The following is an 18,321-nucleotide window of genomic DNA, read 5'->3' as shown; positions in this document are numbered from 1 at the left end:
GTCCTGCCAGCTGTACCAGCGCAGCGCGGACATCTTCCTTGGCGTGCCCTTCAACATCGCGTCGTATGCGCTGCTGACGCACATGATGGCGCAGCAAGCCGGGCTGGACGTCGGCGATTTCGTCTGGACCGGCGGCGATTGCCATTTGTATTCGAACCATATGGACCAGGTGCGGAAACAGCTGTCACGGACGACTTTTCCGCTGCCGAAGCTGGTGATCAAGCGGAAGCCCGAGTCGATCTTTGATTACCGGTTCGAGGATTTTGAAATCGAAGGGTATCAGTCACATGCGCATATCAAGGCGCCAGTGGCGGTTTGAGGCATGCAAAGTGCAGTGAGCACGGTTGCCAAAGAAGTCTACCGTTTGCTTCGCCGTACATCGAGCTTGTCGTTCCCGCGCAGGCGGGAACCCAGAGATGCCTCGCCGCTGTAAATTCCCTTAGGTGGAGCATCCCTGGATTCCCGCCTGCGCGGGAATGACAAGGGTTGAAAACGTGATACACACATTCCTATCTGCGTAGCACGATGCAATACTACGTCTACATCCTCGCCAGCCAAAGGAATGGAACGCTATACACCGGTGTTACACGGGACCTCGTCAGGCGCACTTGGGAGCACAAAGAAGACGCGGTTAGCGGTTTTACCTCGAAGTATGGCGTCCACCTGCTCGCATGGTACGAAATCCACACCTCGATCGACGCCGCCATCACTCGGGAAAAGCAGATCAAAAAGTGGAACCGCGACTGGAAGCTGCGGCTGATCGAAGAGAGCAATCCAACTTGGCAAGATTTATATCTTGAATTCACCGCATAACCAAACCAACATGACCCGCCCCAACCTCACCATTGTCGTCGCCACCGACTCGCAACGCGGCATCGGCATCAACAACTCCCTGCCGTGGCGCCTGCCGGAAGACCTTGCGCATTTCAAACGGGTGACCGTCGGCCATCCGATCATCATGGGCCGCAAGACCTTCGATTCCATCGGGCGGCCCTTGCCGAACCGCCGCAATATCGTCATTACCCGCAACCCGGGGTGGCGACATGACGGGGTGGAAGCGGTCAGTTCCCTGCAAGCGGCGCTCGAACTGGTGGGCGGCACCCTGACCCATGTGATTGGCGGCGCGCAGATTTACGCGGAAGCGCTGCCTTACACCGACCGTCTGATCGTCACCGAGATCGACAAGACGTTTGACTGCGACACCTTCTTTCCGGCAATCGATCCGAACGAGTGGAAGGAAGTCGCACGCGACACGCATCATTCGGCCGCCCAGGATTTCGGCTACGCATTCGTGACCTACGAGCGCGTATAGAACCATCCGGCGCATCCGCCATCAAACGGCCAGCATACGGATGCAGCCATGCCAGAGCGCCTGAATTGAGCAATGCAACGACTTCTGATCATCGCCGGAATTGCACTGCTGGTCATCGGACTGGCATGGCCGTGGATGTCGAAGCTGCCGTTCGGCCGGTTGCCGGGCGACATCCACGTGGTCAGGGAAGGCTTCAGTTTCCACTTCCCCATCGTGACCTGCATCGTCATCTCGGTCGTCGTATCGCTACTGCTCTGGATCTTCCGGCGATAGATGCCGGTTTTGGGTGAATAGCGCCGGTTGGGGCCTCCGGACGGCAAGTTTCACGCAAAAATCCCCTGTTTTTCCAGCACGGCAGCCGCATATCTGCGAAAATCCGCTTTTCTTTTTTGACGCCCAAACGGATTGGCAACGATCTGCCCCAGCGCCTCCGCCTCCACAGGAAACCTGATGAAATTTCGCTTCCCTATTGTCATCATCGACGAAGATTTCCGCTCCGAGAACACCTCGGGCCTCGGCATCCGCGCACTCGCGGACGCGATCACCAAGGAAGGCATGGAAGTGCTCGGCGTGACCAGCTACGGCGACCTGTCCCAGTTCGCCCAGCAGCAGTCCCGCGCATCCGCCTTCATCCTGTCGATCGACGACGAGGAATTCGGGGCTGGTTCCTTCGAGGAAACAGACCAGGCGCTGAAATCGCTGCGCGCCTTCGTTGAAGAGATCCGCTATAAAAATGCGGACATCCCGATCTACATCTACGGCGAAACCCGCACCTCGCGCCACATCCCGAACGATATCCTGCGCGAACTGCACGGCTTCATCCACATGTTCGAGGACACGCCGGAATTCGTCGCCCGCCACATCATCCGCGAGGCGAAATCCTACCTCGACGGACTGGCCCCACCCTTCTTCCGCGCGCTGGTGCATTACGCGCAGGACGGTTCCTATTCCTGGCATTGCCCGGGGCACTCCGGCGGCGTGGCATTCCTGAAGTCCCCCGTGGGCCAGATGTTTCACCAGTTCTTCGGCGAAAACATGCTGCGCGCCGACGTCTGCAATGCGGTGGAAGAACTCGGGCAGCTGCTCGACCATACCGGCCCGGTCGCCGCATCGGAACGCAACGCGGCACGCATCTTCAACGCCGACCATTGCTATTTCGTCACCAACGGCACCTCGACCTCGAACAAGATGGTGTGGCATTCGACCGTCGGCCCGGGCGATATCGTCGTCGTCGACCGCAACTGCCACAAGTCGATCCTGCATTCGATCATCATGACCGGCGCAATCCCTGTTTTCCTGATGCCGACGCGCAATCACCTCGGCATCATCGGCCCGATTCCGCTGGAAGAATTCAAGATGGAGAACATCCGCAAGAAGATCGAGGCCAACCCGTTCGCCCGCGAAGCCGTCAACAAGAAGCCGCGCATCCTGACCATCACCCAGTCCACCTACGACGGTGTTCTGTACAACGTCGAAACGCTGAAGGAAATGCTCGACGGCGAGATCGATACGCTGCATTTCGATGAAGCATGGCTGCCGCATGCCACCTTCCACGATTTTTACAAGAACATGCACGCCATCGGCAAGGACCGGCCGCGGGCGAAGCAATCGATGATTTTCTCGACGCAGTCGACCCACAAGCTGCTGGCCGGCCTGTCGCAGGCATCGCAGATCCTGGTGCGTGAGTCGGAGACGGTGAAGCTCGACCAGGACATGTTCAACGAAGCCTACCTGATGCATACCTCCACTTCGCCCCAGTACGCGATCATGGCCTCGCTCGATGTGGCGGCGGCGATGATGGAGCCGCCGGGCGGCACCGCGCTGGTCGAGGAAAGCATCTTCGAAGCCCTCGATTTCCGTCGCGCAATGAAGAAGGTGGACGAGGAATATGGCCAGGACTGGTGGTTTAAGGTCTGGGGGCCGGACGTCGCCTCCGAAAATGGCATCGGCACTCAGGAAGACTGGATGATTCGCGCCGAGGATGACTGGCACGGCTTCGGCAATCTGTCCCCCGGCTTCAACATGCTGGACCCGATCAAGGCGACGGTTGTCACGCCTGGCCTGTCCCTCGACGGCAAGTTCGGCGACACCGGCATCCCGGCATCGATCGTTACCCGTTACCTCGCGGAGCACGGCGTCATCGTCGAGAAGGCGGGCTTGTATTCGTTCTTCATCATGTTCACCATCGGCATCACCAAGGGCCGCTGGAATACCCTGCTGACGGCGCTGCAGCAGTTCAAGGACGACTTCGACAAGAACCAGCCGATCTGGCGCATCCTGCCGGAGTTCGCCGCGTCCAATCCGCGCTACGAGCGGGTGGGCCTGCGCGATCTGTGCCAGCAGATCCATGACATGTACAAGTCCTACGACGTCGCCCGCCTGACGACCGAAATGTACTTGTCCGATATGCAGCCGGCGATGAAACCTTCGGATGCCTTTGCGAAAATGGCGCATCGGGAGATCGAACGTGTGGCGATCGACGAACTGGAAGGCCGCGTCACCGCCATCCTGCTGACGCCTTATCCGCCGGGCATCCCGCTCCTGATTCCGGGTGAGCGTTTCAACAGGACGATCGTCGATTACCTGAAGTTCGCCCGCGATTTCAACGAAAAATTTCCCGGTTTCCAGACCGACGTGCACGGCCTGGTCACCCAGGAAGTGAATGGACGACGCGGGTATTACGTCGACTGCGTGAAGTAGCAGCAAGGGCATCACCAAGTCAGCGTCGCCGCATTGCGGCGGCGCTGCTCTCCCCTCCTGCTGTTCTCTCCTGCTGCCCCCCTACCCGACCGCCAGTTTCTTCGCCATCGCCGACAGATGTTCCAGAAACACATTCGCAATCGGCGACAGGCGCTTGCCTCGCGGGTAGACCACCCACCAGTTGGAATGTACCGGGAACTCCGCCACCCGCAAGACGGCGAGCGTTCCGCCATCCGTCTTCGGGTTAAGCGCGTGCCGGGAAAGAACCGTCATGCCGAGGCCTACGGCAACCGCCTGCTTGATCGCCTCATTGCTTCCGAGTTCAAGGCGGATCTTCGGCTTGAAGCCGAGGCCGGCGAAGTGCGCATCTCCCGCCAGCCGGGTACCTGATCCCGGCTCCCGCAAAATGAAGGATTCCCCGGCCAGATCGGACAGCGCGAGCCTGCGCTTCCTTGCCAGGCGATGCGTTGCCGGCGCAACCACGACCAGCGGATTGGCAACGAACGCCTGCTTCACCAGGTCGATCTCGTCCGGCGGCATCGACATGATGTACAAGTCGTCGGCGTTCACGCTCAAGCGCTGAACGATCTGGTCCCGGTTCAAAATCTCGAGTGCGATGTCAACCTCGGGATAGCGTCCGCAAAAGCTGCCGAGGATGCGCGGCACAAAATACTTCGCCGTACTCGCTACGGTGACCCGAAGCTTTCCCCTTGTGTGCCCCTTCATCGCGGCAATGCCCTGTTCGAACCTCTCCCACTCGTCCGACATCGCTCGTGCGGTTTCCGCCAAAGCTTCGCCTGCGGCGGTGAGATACAGGCGTTTGCCGATCTGTTCGTAGAGCGGAAGCCCGATGGTGTCGGAAAGCTCTTTCATCTGCATCGACACCGTCGGCTGGGTGATGTGGCAGGCCTGCGCGGCGGCAGTGATGCTGCCTTGCTCCGCGACAGCAAGGAAAACAGTCAATTGACGGAAGGTCGGGTTCATAGATATTTCTCGATGATTTGCATCAGGATTATTGATTTTACTTTATGTATTCCCGCGGCTACGATGGCGACCGTTCATGAAAAGGTGCCTCTATGTCCAGCTTGTCCAGTTTCCTCGATCCAGCAATACTGTTCTTTTTCCTCGGCGCTCTTGCCGGCACGCTCAAGTCCAATCTCGAAATCCCGCCCCAGATCTCGCGCTTCCTGTCCTTGTACTTGCTGATGTCACTCGGCCTGAAAGGCGGCTTTGCGCTTTCCGATTCCGGCCTGGGCGGCGAAGTGGCGACCAGCTTGGCGTGCGCCGTTGCGCTCGCAATTGCCTTGCCTTTCCTCGGTTACCGATTGTTGAAGCGATTTGCCGGACCCTTCGACGCAGCCTCCATCGCCGCGGCTTATGGATCTGTGAGCGCGGTGACCTTCATCGCCGCGACCCAATTCCTGGAAGCGCGAGGAGTTCCTTTCGGCGGCCACATGGCGGCGGCGATGGCATTGATGGAGTCACCCGCCATCATCATGGCCGTCATGACGGCGAGTTCGCTGCGCCATGCGCAAAGCCGGAATGTCGGCGCAAGCGGCGCAGGGGTCCTTGCACTCGGATCGATGCCGCAATCCGGGTTCGGCAAGATCCTGCATGAGTCACTGACCGATGGCGCCCAGATGCTGCTTCTGGGTGCACTGGCGATCGGCTACCTGACTGGCGATGAAGGCAAGACGGCGATGCAGCCGTTCTCAGGTGATCTGTTCAAGGGCATCCTTGCCTTCTTCCTGCTGGACATGGGCCTGGTCGCGGCGCGCAGCATGACAGGCCTGAAGCAGGCATCCAGATGGCTCCTGTCGTATGCATTGCTTGCGCCCGTGGTGCACGCCGGCGTCGCCTTGCTGCTTTGCATGGCATGCGGCATCGGTCCGGGCGACGGCGCTCTCCTGATGGCGCTGGCCGCAAGCGCCTCCTATATCGCCGTGCCGGCGGCGCTGCGCTATGCCATTCCCGAAGCGAACCTCTCGCTGCTGATCGGCATGTCCCTCGGACTCACTTTCCCTTTCAATATCCTTGTCGGAATTCCCGCCTATACCCAGGTGGCGTTGTTCGTTCTGGGATGAAATGGATGGTTGGATGGGGTTCAACAACACGGCACGGAAAGAAGAGAAACAAAGGCACAAAATTAATTCATCCGTTTTTACTGAAGTCTAATTCAAGTTTTCTCAGGTTTTTAAGGATAGAGATAAGGGCAACAATGCACCTGCTGTTTAACCACGAAAGGAGAATCACATGGAATTGCAATTGGTTGCCCAGGAGTTTTCTCTCAGCCCGTCACTGCGCGAGCACCTCGAACGTCGTGTCCGTTTCGCGTTTGCCCGGGCCCGCAGCAAGGCAGTCCGTATCGTTGTGCGCCTGCGTGATCTGAACGGCCCGCGCGGCGGACGTGACAAGGTTTGCCAGGTGAGCGTGACCATGCCCGGCCGGCCGGAAGTGGTGATCCGCGAAGTGCAGGAAGACATGTACAACGCCATCGACGGTGCGGTGAAGCGCGCCGCTTACCGGGCGATGCGCATGGTCATGCGCAAGCGTCCTGCATCCCGTCCTCATTTTACGGACAGCCACAGCGCTGATACCGACAGACCAACAGAAGGCGATCATGGTTGAGAGCATCGGCTCATGGTGGATGTGGGCGGGCTTTTTCGCCCTCGTGCTGACGATGATTGCAGCCGACCTCCTGCTGCTGGGCGGGAAAACCGCGCACAAGGTGACATTTCGCGAGGCGGCGGGATGGTCGGTGGTGTGGGTGATGATGGCCCTGCTCTTCAACGCCGCCCTGTGGTGGCACCTCGACGGCGTGGCCGGCCGGGAAATCGCCAACGAGAAATCATTGGAATTTTTGACGGGCTACGTGATCGAGAAGTCCCTGGCGGTGGACAACATCTTTGTCTGGCTGGTGATCTTCAGCTACTTCGCGGTGCCGGCGGAGTTCCAGCGCCGCGTGCTGTTGTACGGCGTACTGGGCGCGATCGTGATGCGTACCGTGATGGTGGTCGCCGGCACGTGGCTGATCAGCGAGTTCCACTGGATTTTGTACTTCTTCGGACTTCTGTTGCTGGCCACAGGCATCAAGATGCTGATCTTCGCGGACAAGCAACCCGACCTCGGCACGAATCCGGCGTTGCGCTGGATGCGCAAGCACATGAAAGTGACCGACAACTTTCACGGCGAGCGCTTCTTCATCATCAGCAAAGGGGTACGGTATGCAACACCGCTGTTCCTGGTGCTGGTCCTGGTGGAAATCACGGACCTGATATTCGCGGTAGACAGCATCCCGGCGATCTTCGCGATCACCAGCGATCCGTTCATCGTGCTGACGTCGAACGTGTTCGCGATCCTCGGCCTGCGTGCGATGTACTTCCTGCTGAAGGACGTGGCGGATCGCTTCCATCTATTGAAGTACGGCCTTGCCATGGTATTGATGTTCGTCGGCACCAAGATGCTGATCGTCGATGTCTACAAGATACCGGTGCTGCTGTCGCTCGCCGTGGTGGGCACGATCATTGGACTGTCCGTCGTCGCCAGCCTCATCTGGACCAAGCCCCGAACGGCGCCGCCGCTTCAGTTATCCGCAGGTAAGGAGTAAGTATGGCCAGAACGATTCGCCAATGGCTGCAGTCTTCGGGAGCAATCAGGAACCATCCGCAGATCGTGCGCTTTCTCGGCGAAGGCAGAGCAGCGCTGTGGGTACCGCAGCGCCGTTCCGTCGCTCTTGGGGCCGGCATCGGAGCAGCGGTCAGCGTGCTGCCGTTACCAGCCCAGCCCGTGATCGCAGGGCTGGCAGCCATGCGGTTCGGGGCACATCTGCCGACGGCGTTCCTGCTGACGTTCCTGAGCAATCCGCTGACTACCCTGCCGCTATGGGGTGTGGCGTGGATGATTGGCGCCTTTTGCCTTGGGCAGCCGATCGCCTGGCCGGACGCTGCCGCCTGGCCGGGTACGACAGAATGGGTCGCATGGGTACAGGGCGCGGGCAAGCCGCTATTGCTCGGCCTACCGCTGCTCGGAATCTGGCTGGGCCTGACGACGTTCGCGTTGGCGCATATCGGATGGCGGCTGGCCATCCTGCGCAAATGGCATTCCCGTCCGGCAGCCGGCCGCACGGAAGTCCGATAACCGGCTGAGAAAGGCCTCTTTTAGCATCGACATTGTTGCAATCTGCATATCTGAATCGACATATCTGTTGTAAAACCGCCTTGAGCCGGCCGGCAAGCCTTTAACCGGCCAAGGCGTCTCCTCCATAGGCTTGCCACCGGTTTTCGTCGACCGATCATAAAACCGATTACATCTTGTAACGGTTTTCGCCACTCTGAAACATCCCTTCTAAAAGTTTCCTTTCATCATCGCTGAACGCCGAGGCAAGCCATGCTTGCCGATCCAACAACAAGGAGAACCGCATGCGGCATTCAGTATTACGTTCGGGGCTGGCCAGCGCCCTATTTGTGCTGCTCAGCGCGTGTGGAGGCGGGGGCAGTGGTGGCAGCGAGGGCACCGGGCCCGGCGCCCCCGGCAGCGGCACCGCGAACGGCGGTGGCAGCGCACAGCCTCCCGTCAACGACATTCCCACCCGCACCCAGGCGGCGCGCATGCTGATCCAGGCGTCTTTCGGCCCTACGGGCGCCGAGATCGAGCGCCTGGAGTCAGCCGGCTATGGCGCATGGCTGAATGAACAATTCGCCAAGCCCCAGATCCTGCACCGCGACTATATGAATAGCATCGCGGCCAGCACCGGGCAGAGCGCCAATCAAAACAACTTCTTCGAATCGTTCTGGCAGCAGGCCGCAACCGGTGAGGACCAGCTGCGCCAGCGCGTCGCCTATGCGTTGTCGCAGATATTCGTCGTCTCCTTCCAGGACAGCACGGTGGCCAACTATCCGCGCGGCGTGGCCTCCTATTACGACACGCTGGCTGCGCACGCATTCGGGAACTACCGCAACCTGCTGGAAGCGGTATCGCTGCATCCGATGATGGGCATTTACCTGACCTCGATGCGCAACCAGAAGGAAGCCGGCACCCGCATGCCGGATGAAAACTACGCGCGCGAAGTGATGCAGTTGCTCACCATCGGCCTGCACGAACTGAACCAGGACGGTTCGCTGAAGATGGCGGACAACCGGCCGATCGAGACCTATACCAATGCCGACATTACCGGGCTCGCCAAGGTCTTCACCGGCTGGAGCTGGGCCGGCCCGGACAAGAGCGACTCCCGCTTCTACGGGGGCAATGCCGACCCGAACCGCGACTGGCTCCCGATGCAGTCGTATCCGAAGTTTCATTCAGTCTCGGAAAAGCGTTTCCTCGGCGCAGTGGTGCCGTCCGGCGCCACGCCAGAGGTCAGCCTGAAAATTGCACTCGATACCCTGTTCAATCACCCGAACGTCGGCCCGTTCATCGGGCGTCAGCTCATCCAGCGGCTGGTGACCAGCAATCCGAGTCCGCAGTACGTCGCACGGGTTGCCGCGGCATTCGCCAATAACGGCGAAGGCGTGCGCGGCGATATGAAGGCAGTCATCCGCGCCATCCTGCTCGATCCGGAAGCACGCTCCGACACCATTGCTGCCGGTTCAGGCAGCGGCAAGCTGCGTGAGCCGGTGGTCCGGCTGGCGAACTGGATGCGCGCGTTCAATGCCAAGTCCGCATCGGGCCGTTTCCTGCTCGGCAATCTCGACGATCCGCTCAACTCGCTGGGACAGACGCCGATGCGCTCGCCCTCCGTGTTCAACTTCTATCGCCCCGGCTACGTGCCGCCAAATTCCGGGATCGCCGGTGCCGGGCTGGTCGCACCGGAGATGCAGATCACCGGCGAGACATCGGTGGTCGGTTACCTGAATTTCATGCGCAGCGTGATCCCCAACGGCACAGGCAATGCCCGCGATATCAAATCCGACTACACCGAGGAGCTTGCGCTGGCCGACACGCCGGACAAGCTGGTCGATCGCGTGAACCTCCTGCTGACGGCGAACCAGATGTCGCCCACCCTGCGCAGCCAAGTACTCGCGGCAGTCAGCTCGGTTGCCATACCGGCCAACAATGCCACCAACGCCGCCACCGCACGCAGGAATCGCGTCATGCTCGCAATCTTCCTGACCATGGCGTCGCCCGAATACATCGCGCAGAAATAGGAGCCACAGATGACCCGCACAATCAACGCATCACGCCGCCGGTTTCTGCGCGCCGCGTCCGCCATGTCGGTAGTCGGCACCGCCGGCGCGCCATTCGCGCTCAACCTGCTGACCATGGGCGCGGCGGCGGCGCAAACCGCCGACGACTACAAGGCGATCGTCTGCCTGTTCCTGTCGGGCGGCAACGACCACGCCAATACCGTACTGGCTACCGATCCGACGTCCTGGAACGATTACCTCAGCGTGCGCACAACCACCGAAGCCGGATCGATTGCATTACCGGCAGTGGGTGCCGCCGGCGGTGTATTGCCGATCATTCTGGCGGCGGGCCATGCAGGCCGCAGCTTCGCCCTGCACCCCAGCCTGGGTCCGCTGAAAGATCTGTTCGATGCCGGCCGGGCGGCGATCGTCGCCAACGTCGGCCCGCTGATCGCACCCACGACGAAGGACCAGTACAGGGCGAGAAGCGTGCCCCTGCCGCCGAAGCTGTTTTCGCATAACGACCAGCAGTCCCTCTGGCAGGCATACCAGCCGGAAGGCGCCAAATTCGGCTGGGGTGGGCGCATGGGCGACCTGCTGTCGTCAATGAACGCCAACACCACGTTCACGTCGATTTCCGCGTCCGGCAATGCGGTGTTCCTGGCAGGCCAGACCATCAACCAGTATCAAGTCAATCCGTCCGGCGCGGTCCCGATCGGCGGGCTGACCGGATCGCTGTTCGGCGCGCCGGCCGGCGCCAATCCGCTGCAGGCGATCATCGGCGGCGGTGGCAATCATCTGCTGGAAAAGGATCATGCGGCCATCGTCAAGCGCTCGATCAGTGCGCAGGGCGTCCTCAGCGCCGCCATGCTCCCGGCCGGGACGACAGGCGTGCCCAATCCGACGCAATACACCAACCCGAACAACGGCACGCTCGCCAACAACTCCCTGGCGACGCAGTTGCAGACGGTAGCGCGGGTGATCGGAGGGCGCGGCGGACTCGGGGCGCGGCGGCAGGTCTTTTTCGTCAGCATGGGCGGATTCGACACCCATGATTTCCAGCGCACCTCGCAAGCCGACCTGATGGCGAAGCTCGCCCATGCGCTGTCCTACTTCGACACCACGCTGGCCACCCTCGGCGGCAGCGACCTGCGCAATCAGGTCACGCTGTTCACGGCGTCGGACTTCGGCCGCACCTTCACCAGCAACGGCGACGGCACCGACCATGGATGGGGATCACATCATTTCGTGGTGGGCGGTGCGGTCAAGGGGAAGAACATCTACGGCGACTTCCCGGTCACCGGGCTGGGGCATGCGCTGGACGTGGGATCGGGAAGTTTGCTGCCGTCGATCTCGGTGGACCAGTACGGTGGCACGCTGGCGGGTTGGTTCGGCTTGAGTCCGACCCAGATTGCGGAGGTATTCCCGAATATTGCAAACTTTTCGAACCGGAACCTAGGCTTCATGAACTGACAACGACGATTTGTGCAGCCTGGATGGGGCTGTCAATCGCCGCCGCCATCCCCGCCGCCGTCGCCGCCATTGCCGTCATTGCCGTCGTCATCCTTGTCTCCACCCCCGCCGTCGTTACGGCGATCCGAGGATCTGCCCGAAAAGCCGCCGCAGCCGATATCGGCTGCGCAATACTGGTTCGAACCGGGCGTGCAGTAAAGCGCATAGTTGTACCCGCCGGGAATGGCGAGCATCGAATCGATTGCAAACAAGAGAGGAAGCCGCTGCGGTGCGGACGGGCTGATGTTCTCGCGCAGGCACGACAACTGCCACGCGCGCTTGATGCCGTCCTGGGCAACGGTCGGCGTAAGCATGGCTTCCGCCGGCGTGTGATGAAGGAATCTGCCGAGGACCTTGCGGCAGAAATCCTGATAGCCACGGGTAAATACGATGAACTCATGCCAGGCCGCATCCACCGCCTTGCTGGGCATGGAAACCATCCGGCCGTTCGCCATCAGTGCAATGGCGAAGTATTCACGCAGACCCATCATGACCGTCGCGACCTGTTGATCGTTGAGATACGGGTAGGTCTCCTTCAGCCGGCGTGATATCCCGGCCGGAAAAACATACTGTTCGAGCCGCTTGCGGCGGCGCCTCCTTGCACCGCGTCGCCACACATCCAGTGCAATGACCGACGCAACGGCCAATGCGAAGATGCCAAAAATGAGTTCCGACATTCAGTCCTCCCTTCGATCGCCGCAATATACGGAAAGGGCAGCACGTCGCACCATTTCCCCAGCCCTGACCAGAAGCGAGACTGCGGCGCCTCAGGTCTTTGGCAGAGTCACGCCACGCTGCCCCTGATACTTCCCGCCCCTGTCCTTGTACGACGTCTCGCAAATCTCGTCGCTTTCGAAGAACAGCACCTGCGCGCATCCTTCCCCTGCATAAATCTTGGCGGGCAGCGGCGTGGTGTTGGAGAACTCCAGCGTCACATACCCTTCCCATTCGGGTTCGAAAGGCGTCACGTTGACGATGATGCCGCAGCGGGCATAGGTGGATTTGCCGAGGCAGATCGTGAGCACGCTGCGCGGGATGCGGAAATACTCGACGGTGCGGGCCAGCGCGAAGGAGTTCGGCGGGATGATACAGACATCGCCCTTGAAATCGACGAAGGATTTTTCATCGAAGTTCTTCGGGTCGACGATGGTGCTGTTGATGTTCGTGAAAATCTTGAATTCGTCGGCGCAGCGGATGTCGTAGCCGTAGGACGAGGTGCCGTAGCTGACGATCTTGTGGCCGTTGGCGGTGCGCACCTGGCCCGGCTCGAACGGCTCGATCATGCCGGTTTCCTCTGCCATGCGGCGGATCCACTTGTCGGATTTGATGCTCATTGTTGTCGCGCTTCCCGGGGTTGCTGGTCGCAGGATTTTACGCGAAAACAGGCGTGCGGCCACCATCGGCGGCGATCGACGTGGTTGCCCGATTGTCTACATGTGCCCGGCGCAGGCGGTGTAGGCTTCCCTCAGGAGGGTCGGATTCTGCAGCAGCCGGTCCTTCCATTCGCCGAGTTCGATGCGGTGGCGGATCAGGTCGCGCAGCACGCTGGCATGTTCCGTCAGGCCGATGGCATTGGAGCCAACCAGCACATCCTTGTTGAACTCCAGCCGCAGGTAGCGGAAATTTCGGTCGTCGCTCATCTCCACCCACTCGCCGCCGGAAACGCCACGCCACTGGCCGAAGGATGCCGACACCAGGCCAAGGGTATCGAGCACGTCGATCTGGCGCACGCCGTGCTGGAATGCCCGTTGGCCGGTCATGTTGAGCGCAGCGCAATAGGCTTGGTCGGCCGCATTCGGCTGCACGCCGGAAATCATCGTGCGGCCGGAATCGTTATCGAAAGACTCTGCGCAATCGCCGGCGGCGTAGATGCCGTGCAGGTTCGTCTGCATCGACGCATCGACCAGGATGCCCTGCGAGCACTTGATGCCGCTGCCGCCAAGAAAACCGACATTCGGCTTCACACCCGTGGCGCATACGATCAGGTCGGCATGCAGCTGGCGGCCGTCGGACAGGCGCGCAACCAGCGGCGTACCGGCGAGCGAACCATCCTGGCGGCGGACGGTATCGATTGCCTCCACCCGTGTGCCGGTATGGACGCGGATGCCCTTTTTCTCGCACCATTGCTTGATCATGCGGCCGGCACCCTCGCCCATCATGTTGGGCACCATGCGGTCACGCTTTTCCACCACCGACAGCCGCACGCTGCGGGCGGCGAGTGCTTCCATGACGATGCAGCCGATGAAACCCGCGCCGATCAGCACCACGCGGGCGCCGGGCCGGGCAAGCTGGATGATCCTGCGGGCATCATGCATCGTCCAGCAGGAATGCACGCCGGGCGCGTCGATGCCGGGAATGAGCGGCATGACGGGACTGGCACCCGTGGCAATCAGCAGCCGGTCGAAGTCGAACACCGAGCCGTCCTCGGTCGAGACTTTGTGCATCTGCGGATCGATGCGGCGCACCCTGCCGAGCCGCTGCTCGATGCGCAGCTCCTTGAAATGTTCCGGGTCCTTCCGCAGATGAGTGCCCTGCTCCTTGATGTCACCCATCAGCAGGTAGGGAAGCGCCATCCGTGAATAGGGCGGCTCCGGTTCGTTGCCGATGAGGAGAATGTCGTCTTCGGGGGCATTCTTGCGAATGGTTTCTGCGGCGATCACGCCTGCGGGGCCGTTGCCGATGATGAGATGCTTCATGCGGGCCTCCCGCACAGTGGAAAGGCGCTCAATGGATACCGCTGATTCGCTGGATGTTTTTGCACGACCTCCTCCTTGTGGATCAGGTGTTACAAAAATCACTATATCGACGAAATATCTATGGGAGTTGCATTTTGTCAAGGGCTGCCGATAAATCGCAGATAGCTTGCGCGATATCAATATTTAATCGGGAGCAATAGCTCGATTTCCTAGCCTCCGCCCCGGCGGGTGTAGTGGTCGAAATAGTCGAGGAAGATTTTGCGCGATTCCTCGGGCATTTCTAGGAAATCGAAGGTGACCGACAGGACCGGCAGACTGATGCTGGCAATGCGCCGCGGGGGCTTTTCCTCCAGGCGTATCTCCAGCATGCCCTCTGCCGCATGCACCCGGTACATTGCGCCAATGGATTCGATACGCGCACCCCGGGTCGCGCCCGGCAGCCATCGTTCGAATTCGGCCAGCGTGCAGCCCATGTCGCGCTGCAGGCGGATTGGTACCGTCATGGATACCTGTCAGCCGCCGGCAACGGGCGGCCAGATGGCGAGGACGTCGCCATCCTGCAGCGCCATGGCAGGACGGTCGGCCGGAGCAATGTAGCGGCCGTTGACGAGGACGAGATGGACGAGCTTCTCCGGCAAGCGGAAGCGGACAATCAGGTCGCCGATCGTGGTGGCCGGCTCGACGTCAAGCTCAACGGCATTGTATTTGCGCTCGGCCGGGAGGTAGTCGGTAAGGGAGGCGAAGAGTTTGAAGGTAACTTTCATGGGGGCAAGTATAGCTGGGTGCATATTGGCAGCTTGAAGAAACAGTCATTCAGGCCGAACTCGGCCTTTACGCTGCTCCTACGCCGCCACCTGCCACCGATGCTGCTTCTGCGAACAAGCCACATACGCCTCCATTACCCTCGTCGGGTCCGCCTTGAGCTTTTCCTTCCATTCTCCCAGCCGCACGCGCTGCTGGATCAGTCCCCGCAGCACGCCGACATGTTCCGTATGCCCGACCGAATTCGACCCGACCAGCACGTCGCCGTCGAATTCCAGCCGCAGGTACTTGAAGTTGACGAAGTCGGCCAGCTCCACCCGCTCGCCGCCCGGCACGCCCTCCCAGCGGCCGAACGACGTGGAGATCAATCCCAGCGTGTCGAGCACGTTGATCATGGTGACATCGTCTTTTCGCACCGATCGCCCGGCCATGTTCATCGCCGCGCAATAGGCCTGGTCGGCGGCATTCGGCTGGACCGCCGACACCATCGACTTGCCGCTGGCCCGGTCGAACGCCTCGGCGCAATCGCCGGCGGCATAGACGCCCGGCACATTGGTCTGCATGGTCGCATCGACCAGCACGCCCTGCTCGCACAGGATGCCGCTGCCGGCCAGGAAGCCGATATTCGGCTTCACGCCGGTTGCGGAGATAACCAGGTCGGCAGGCAGCGTTTCCCCGGTGGACAGCCGGACCTGCAGTGGCGCGTCCGGTCCGGCACCGGCCTCGATCGCGTCCACCCGCGCCGAGGTATGCACCTTGACGCCCTTGCGTTCGCACCATTGCTTGATCATCGACCCGGCGCCCTCACCCATCATGCGCGGCACCATGCGGTTGCCCATTTCAATGACGGACAGATCGACGCCGCGCTCCGCAAGCGCTTCCATGATGATGCAACCAATGAAGCCGGCGCCCATCTGGATCACCCGCGCACCCGGCTTCGCCAGCGCCATGATCCGGCGTGCGTCTTCCATGGTCCAGCAGGAATGCACCAGCGGTCCGTCCATGCCGGGAATCGGGGGACGCACCGGGATCGAGCCGCTGGCGATCAGCAGCTTGTCGAAGTCGATCGTGCCGCCGTCGTCCAGCGTGACGCGGCGGGCGGTGGTATCGATGCTGCGCGCCCTGCCGGTACGCTGCTCGATGCGCATCGTCGTGAAATGATCTTTTTCCTTGCGCAGGTAGGTGCCCTGCTCGTCGATGTTGCCGATCAAGAGATAAGGAATCGCCATCCTGGAATAGGACGGCTCCGGCTCATCGCCGAGCAGGATGATGTCGTCCGCCGGCGCATGCTTGCGGATGGTCTCCGCCGCGATGACGCCCGCCGGCCCATTGCCGATGATCAGATGCTTCATAGATTTTCCGTGGCCGATAGTCAAAATAAGGAGGCGCGAGCCGGTCACCGGTTCGCGCCCTTCCGCCAATCACAAGCCGAGGCGGCTCCTGGTCTCTTCGGTGAGTTGCCCTTCCGGTGTCCAGCCGCGGATGCGGTAGTACTCCGGCAGCATCTTGTCGAGACCGTTGACCATGCCTTTTGCCGGACCGGTCTTGGCCGGTTCGCTGGTCAATCGTTTCGGCAGGCTGTCATCCTTGTCGGTGAAGCCGGCCCTGTTGTTGAAATCGCGCTCCAGGTTCCAGATTCGCTCGCCGATGAGGTTCAGCTGTTCGAGGCTGTAGGACTCGTCGCAGGCGGCATGCAGCTGCGGCTGCAGGTCGGCCATGGTCCAGGCAAAGGTTGTGAACACGCAGACACCGGCGGAATCGAACACCGCCGTCGCGTCCTGGAAGGCCTTGACGAGATCCGGCTTCCCTTCGGTGACGAGAGGATCGGTTTTGACCGGGATGCCGAGCACCTCGGACGCGACCGTATAGCCGCGCAGGTGGCAGGCGCCGCGGTTGGACGTCGCATACGCCAGCCCCATGCCCTGGATGCCGCGCGAGTCGTAGGCCGGGAATTCCTGGCCCTTCACGCTCATGGACAGGTCGGGATGGCCGAACTTGGCGGTCAGCCGCTTCGACCCCTGGGCGATCTCCTTGCCGAAGCCTTCGCCCTTGGCGGTCACTTCCACGAAGTAGGTCAGCGCCTTGGCATCACCGAACCTGGCGTCGATGCCGATCTGTTCACGGGTCAGCACACCCATTTCATACAGCTCCATCACCGCGCCGACCGTCGCGCCGAAGGAAATCGGATCCATGCCCTGCTCGTTGCAGATGAAATTGGCATAGGTCAGCGCTTCCAGGTCATTGACGCCGTTGGCATTACCCAGCGCCCACGCCGCTTCATACTCCAGCCCGCCGGATGCGCCCCAGTACTGCGGCTTGTTCTGCACGGTGAAGTGCTGCTCGTCGATCTTGGATATGCGTCCGCAGGCGATGGTGCAGCCGAAGCAGGCCTGGTTCGTCACCAGGTTGGGCTTGCCGTCGGTCGCGCGCGGCTCATGCATTGCCTCGCCGGAGATATCCTTGGCGCCTTCGAACTGGACGTCGCGATGGTTGCGCGTCGGCGAGGCGCCCATCTCGTTGATCACGTTCATCAGCACCTGGGTGCCGAATTTCGGCAGGCCCTGCCCGGTGACCGCGTTGTCGGCGAGGACCTTCTTGGCCGCGACGGTCGCCTTCATGAAGGCGCGCGGATCGCGGATGTTGCCGACGCCCTTGGTGCCCCGTACCGCGATCGCCTTCAGGTTCTTGCTGCCCATGACGGTGCCCACGCCCGAACGGCCGGCGGCACGGTGCAGGTCATTGACCACCGCCGCATAGAGGCAGCCGGTTTCACCGGCGCGGCCGATCGATGACACCCGCATCAGCGGATCCTGGTGCTTGCCCTTGATGGCCGGCTCCGTGTCCCACACCGATTTGCCCCACAAGTCGGAGGCGTCGATCAGCTCGGCATAATCGTTTTCGATATGGAGGTAGACCGGCTGGCTGGCCTTGCCTTCGACAATGATCATGTCCCAGCCGGCCATCTTCAGCTCGGCGCCGAAGTAGCCGCCGGAGTTGGAACAGGCGATCGCGCCGGTGAGCGCGCCCTTGGTGATGACCGAGTAACGGCCGCCGGTGGAGGCCATGGTGCCGGTCAGCGGGCCGGTGGCCCAGATGATCTTGTTCTCCGCCGACAGCGGATCGACCTTCGGGTCCACTTCTTCCACATAGTATTTTGTCGCCAGGCCGCGCTGGCCGACATAGTCTTTTGCCCACTGCATGTTGAGCGTTTCCGCGG

General features: G+C 61.3%; 19 protein-coding genes. 11 read left to right on the top strand and 8 right to left on the bottom strand.

Annotated features, from left to right (window positions below; translation table 11 throughout):
• The 5 genes from thyA to V7080_RS12050 all read left to right on the top strand — a co-directional run.
• Positions 1 to 319: thymidylate synthase (gene thyA, locus V7080_RS12070; protein ID WP_334188643.1), on the top strand; the 319-nt coding region annotated here is incomplete at its 5' end.
• 206 nt (positions 320 to 525) lie between these two features.
• Complete coding sequence (locus tag V7080_RS12065; protein WP_334188642.1) at positions 526 to 813, top strand: GIY-YIG nuclease family protein; 288 nt, start codon at positions 526 to 528, stop codon at positions 811 to 813.
• 10 nt (positions 814 to 823) lie between these two features.
• Complete coding sequence (locus V7080_RS12060) at positions 824 to 1,312, top strand: dihydrofolate reductase (RefSeq protein ID WP_334188641.1); 489 nt, start codon at positions 824 to 826, stop codon at positions 1,310 to 1,312.
• A gap of 72 nt (positions 1,313 to 1,384) precedes the next feature.
• Positions 1,385 to 1,585: a DUF2905 domain-containing protein gene (locus tag V7080_RS12055; RefSeq protein WP_334188640.1), complete on the top strand. Its 201-nt coding sequence runs from the start codon at positions 1,385 to 1,387 to the stop codon at positions 1,583 to 1,585.
• Positions 1,586 to 1,762: 177 nt separating this feature from the next.
• Positions 1,763 to 4,012, top strand: coding sequence for an arginine/lysine/ornithine decarboxylase (locus V7080_RS12050; protein ID WP_334188639.1), 2,250 nt, complete (start codon positions 1,763 to 1,765; stop codon positions 4,010 to 4,012).
• An 81-nt stretch (positions 4,013 to 4,093) separates the two neighbouring features.
• Here V7080_RS12050 and V7080_RS12045 read toward each other — a convergent pair whose 3' ends face one another.
• Positions 4,094 to 4,996, bottom strand: coding sequence for a LysR family transcriptional regulator (locus tag V7080_RS12045; RefSeq protein ID WP_334188638.1), 903 nt, complete (start codon positions 4,994 to 4,996; stop codon positions 4,094 to 4,096).
• 101 nt (positions 4,997 to 5,097) lie between these two features.
• Here V7080_RS12045 and V7080_RS12040 point away from each other — a divergent pair, with 101 nt between their 5' ends.
• From V7080_RS12040 to V7080_RS12015, 6 genes are all read left to right on the top strand, one after another.
• Positions 5,098 to 6,096, top strand: coding sequence for a sodium-dependent bicarbonate transport family permease (locus V7080_RS12040; RefSeq protein WP_334188644.1), 999 nt, complete (start codon positions 5,098 to 5,100; stop codon positions 6,094 to 6,096).
• 169 nt (positions 6,097 to 6,265) lie between these two features.
• A complete protein-coding gene (locus tag V7080_RS12035; protein ID WP_334188637.1) occupies positions 6,266 to 6,640 on the top strand; it encodes an HPF/RaiA family ribosome-associated protein in 375 nt (124 codons plus the stop codon).
• Positions 6,633 to 7,619, top strand: a complete 987-nt coding sequence (locus tag V7080_RS12030) for a TerC family protein (RefSeq protein WP_334188636.1) — start codon at positions 6,633 to 6,635, stop codon at positions 7,617 to 7,619. Before V7080_RS12035 ends, V7080_RS12030 begins: the two co-directional genes overlap by 8 nt.
• A gap of 2 nt (positions 7,620 to 7,621) precedes the next feature.
• Positions 7,622 to 8,149 (top strand): DUF2062 domain-containing protein, encoded by a 528-nt coding sequence (locus V7080_RS12025; protein WP_334188635.1) that lies wholly within the window; start codon positions 7,622 to 7,624, stop codon positions 8,147 to 8,149.
• Positions 8,150 to 8,430: 281 nt separating this feature from the next.
• Positions 8,431 to 10,155 carry a DUF1800 domain-containing protein gene (locus tag V7080_RS12020; RefSeq protein ID WP_334188634.1) on the top strand — a complete coding sequence of 575 codons (1,725 nt, stop codon included), beginning with the start codon at positions 8,431 to 8,433 and terminating at the stop codon, positions 10,153 to 10,155.
• Positions 10,156 to 10,164: 9 nt separating this feature from the next.
• Complete coding sequence (locus tag V7080_RS12015; protein WP_334188633.1) at positions 10,165 to 11,607, top strand: DUF1501 domain-containing protein; 1,443 nt, start codon at positions 10,165 to 10,167, stop codon at positions 11,605 to 11,607.
• A 32-nt stretch (positions 11,608 to 11,639) separates the two neighbouring features.
• Here the strand turns inward: V7080_RS12015 and V7080_RS12010 are convergent, their stop codons facing one another.
• The 7 genes from V7080_RS12010 to V7080_RS11980 all read right to left on the bottom strand — a co-directional run.
• Positions 11,640 to 12,323, bottom strand: coding sequence for a glycine-rich domain-containing protein (locus V7080_RS12010; protein ID WP_334188632.1), 684 nt, complete (start codon positions 12,321 to 12,323; stop codon positions 11,640 to 11,642).
• Positions 12,324 to 12,413: 90 nt separating this feature from the next.
• The gene (gene dcd, locus V7080_RS12005) at positions 12,414 to 12,980 is read right to left on the bottom strand and encodes a dCTP deaminase (protein ID WP_334188631.1); all 567 of its coding nucleotides are present in this window, start codon (positions 12,978 to 12,980) and stop codon (positions 12,414 to 12,416) included.
• 96 nt (positions 12,981 to 13,076) lie between these two features.
• Positions 13,077 to 14,342 carry an NAD(P)/FAD-dependent oxidoreductase gene (locus V7080_RS12000; RefSeq protein WP_334188630.1) on the bottom strand — a complete coding sequence of 422 codons (1,266 nt, stop codon included), beginning with the start codon at positions 14,340 to 14,342 and terminating at the stop codon, positions 13,077 to 13,079.
• A gap of 209 nt (positions 14,343 to 14,551) precedes the next feature.
• Positions 14,552 to 14,845: a hypothetical protein gene (locus tag V7080_RS11995; RefSeq protein ID WP_334188629.1), complete on the bottom strand. Its 294-nt coding sequence runs from the start codon at positions 14,843 to 14,845 to the stop codon at positions 14,552 to 14,554.
• Positions 14,846 to 14,854: 9 nt separating this feature from the next.
• Positions 14,855 to 15,106 carry a MoaD/ThiS family protein gene (locus tag V7080_RS11990; RefSeq protein ID WP_334188628.1) on the bottom strand — a complete coding sequence of 84 codons (252 nt, stop codon included), beginning with the start codon at positions 15,104 to 15,106 and terminating at the stop codon, positions 14,855 to 14,857.
• A gap of 78 nt (positions 15,107 to 15,184) precedes the next feature.
• The gene (locus V7080_RS11985; RefSeq protein ID WP_334188627.1) at positions 15,185 to 16,456 is read right to left on the bottom strand and encodes an NAD(P)/FAD-dependent oxidoreductase; all 1,272 of its coding nucleotides are present in this window, start codon (positions 16,454 to 16,456) and stop codon (positions 15,185 to 15,187) included.
• A 69-nt stretch (positions 16,457 to 16,525) separates the two neighbouring features.
• Positions 16,526 to 18,321 (bottom strand): aldehyde ferredoxin oxidoreductase family protein (locus tag V7080_RS11980; protein ID WP_334188626.1); only part of this gene is annotated, 1,796 nt, incomplete at its 5' end.

This window comes from Noviherbaspirillum sp. (assembly GCF_036846085.1).
Lineage (GTDB): Bacteria > Pseudomonadota > Gammaproteobacteria > Burkholderiales > Burkholderiaceae_D > Noviherbaspirillum.
Note: the sequence above shows the minus strand (reverse complement) of the source record. Positions and strands in the feature narration are given on the sequence as shown.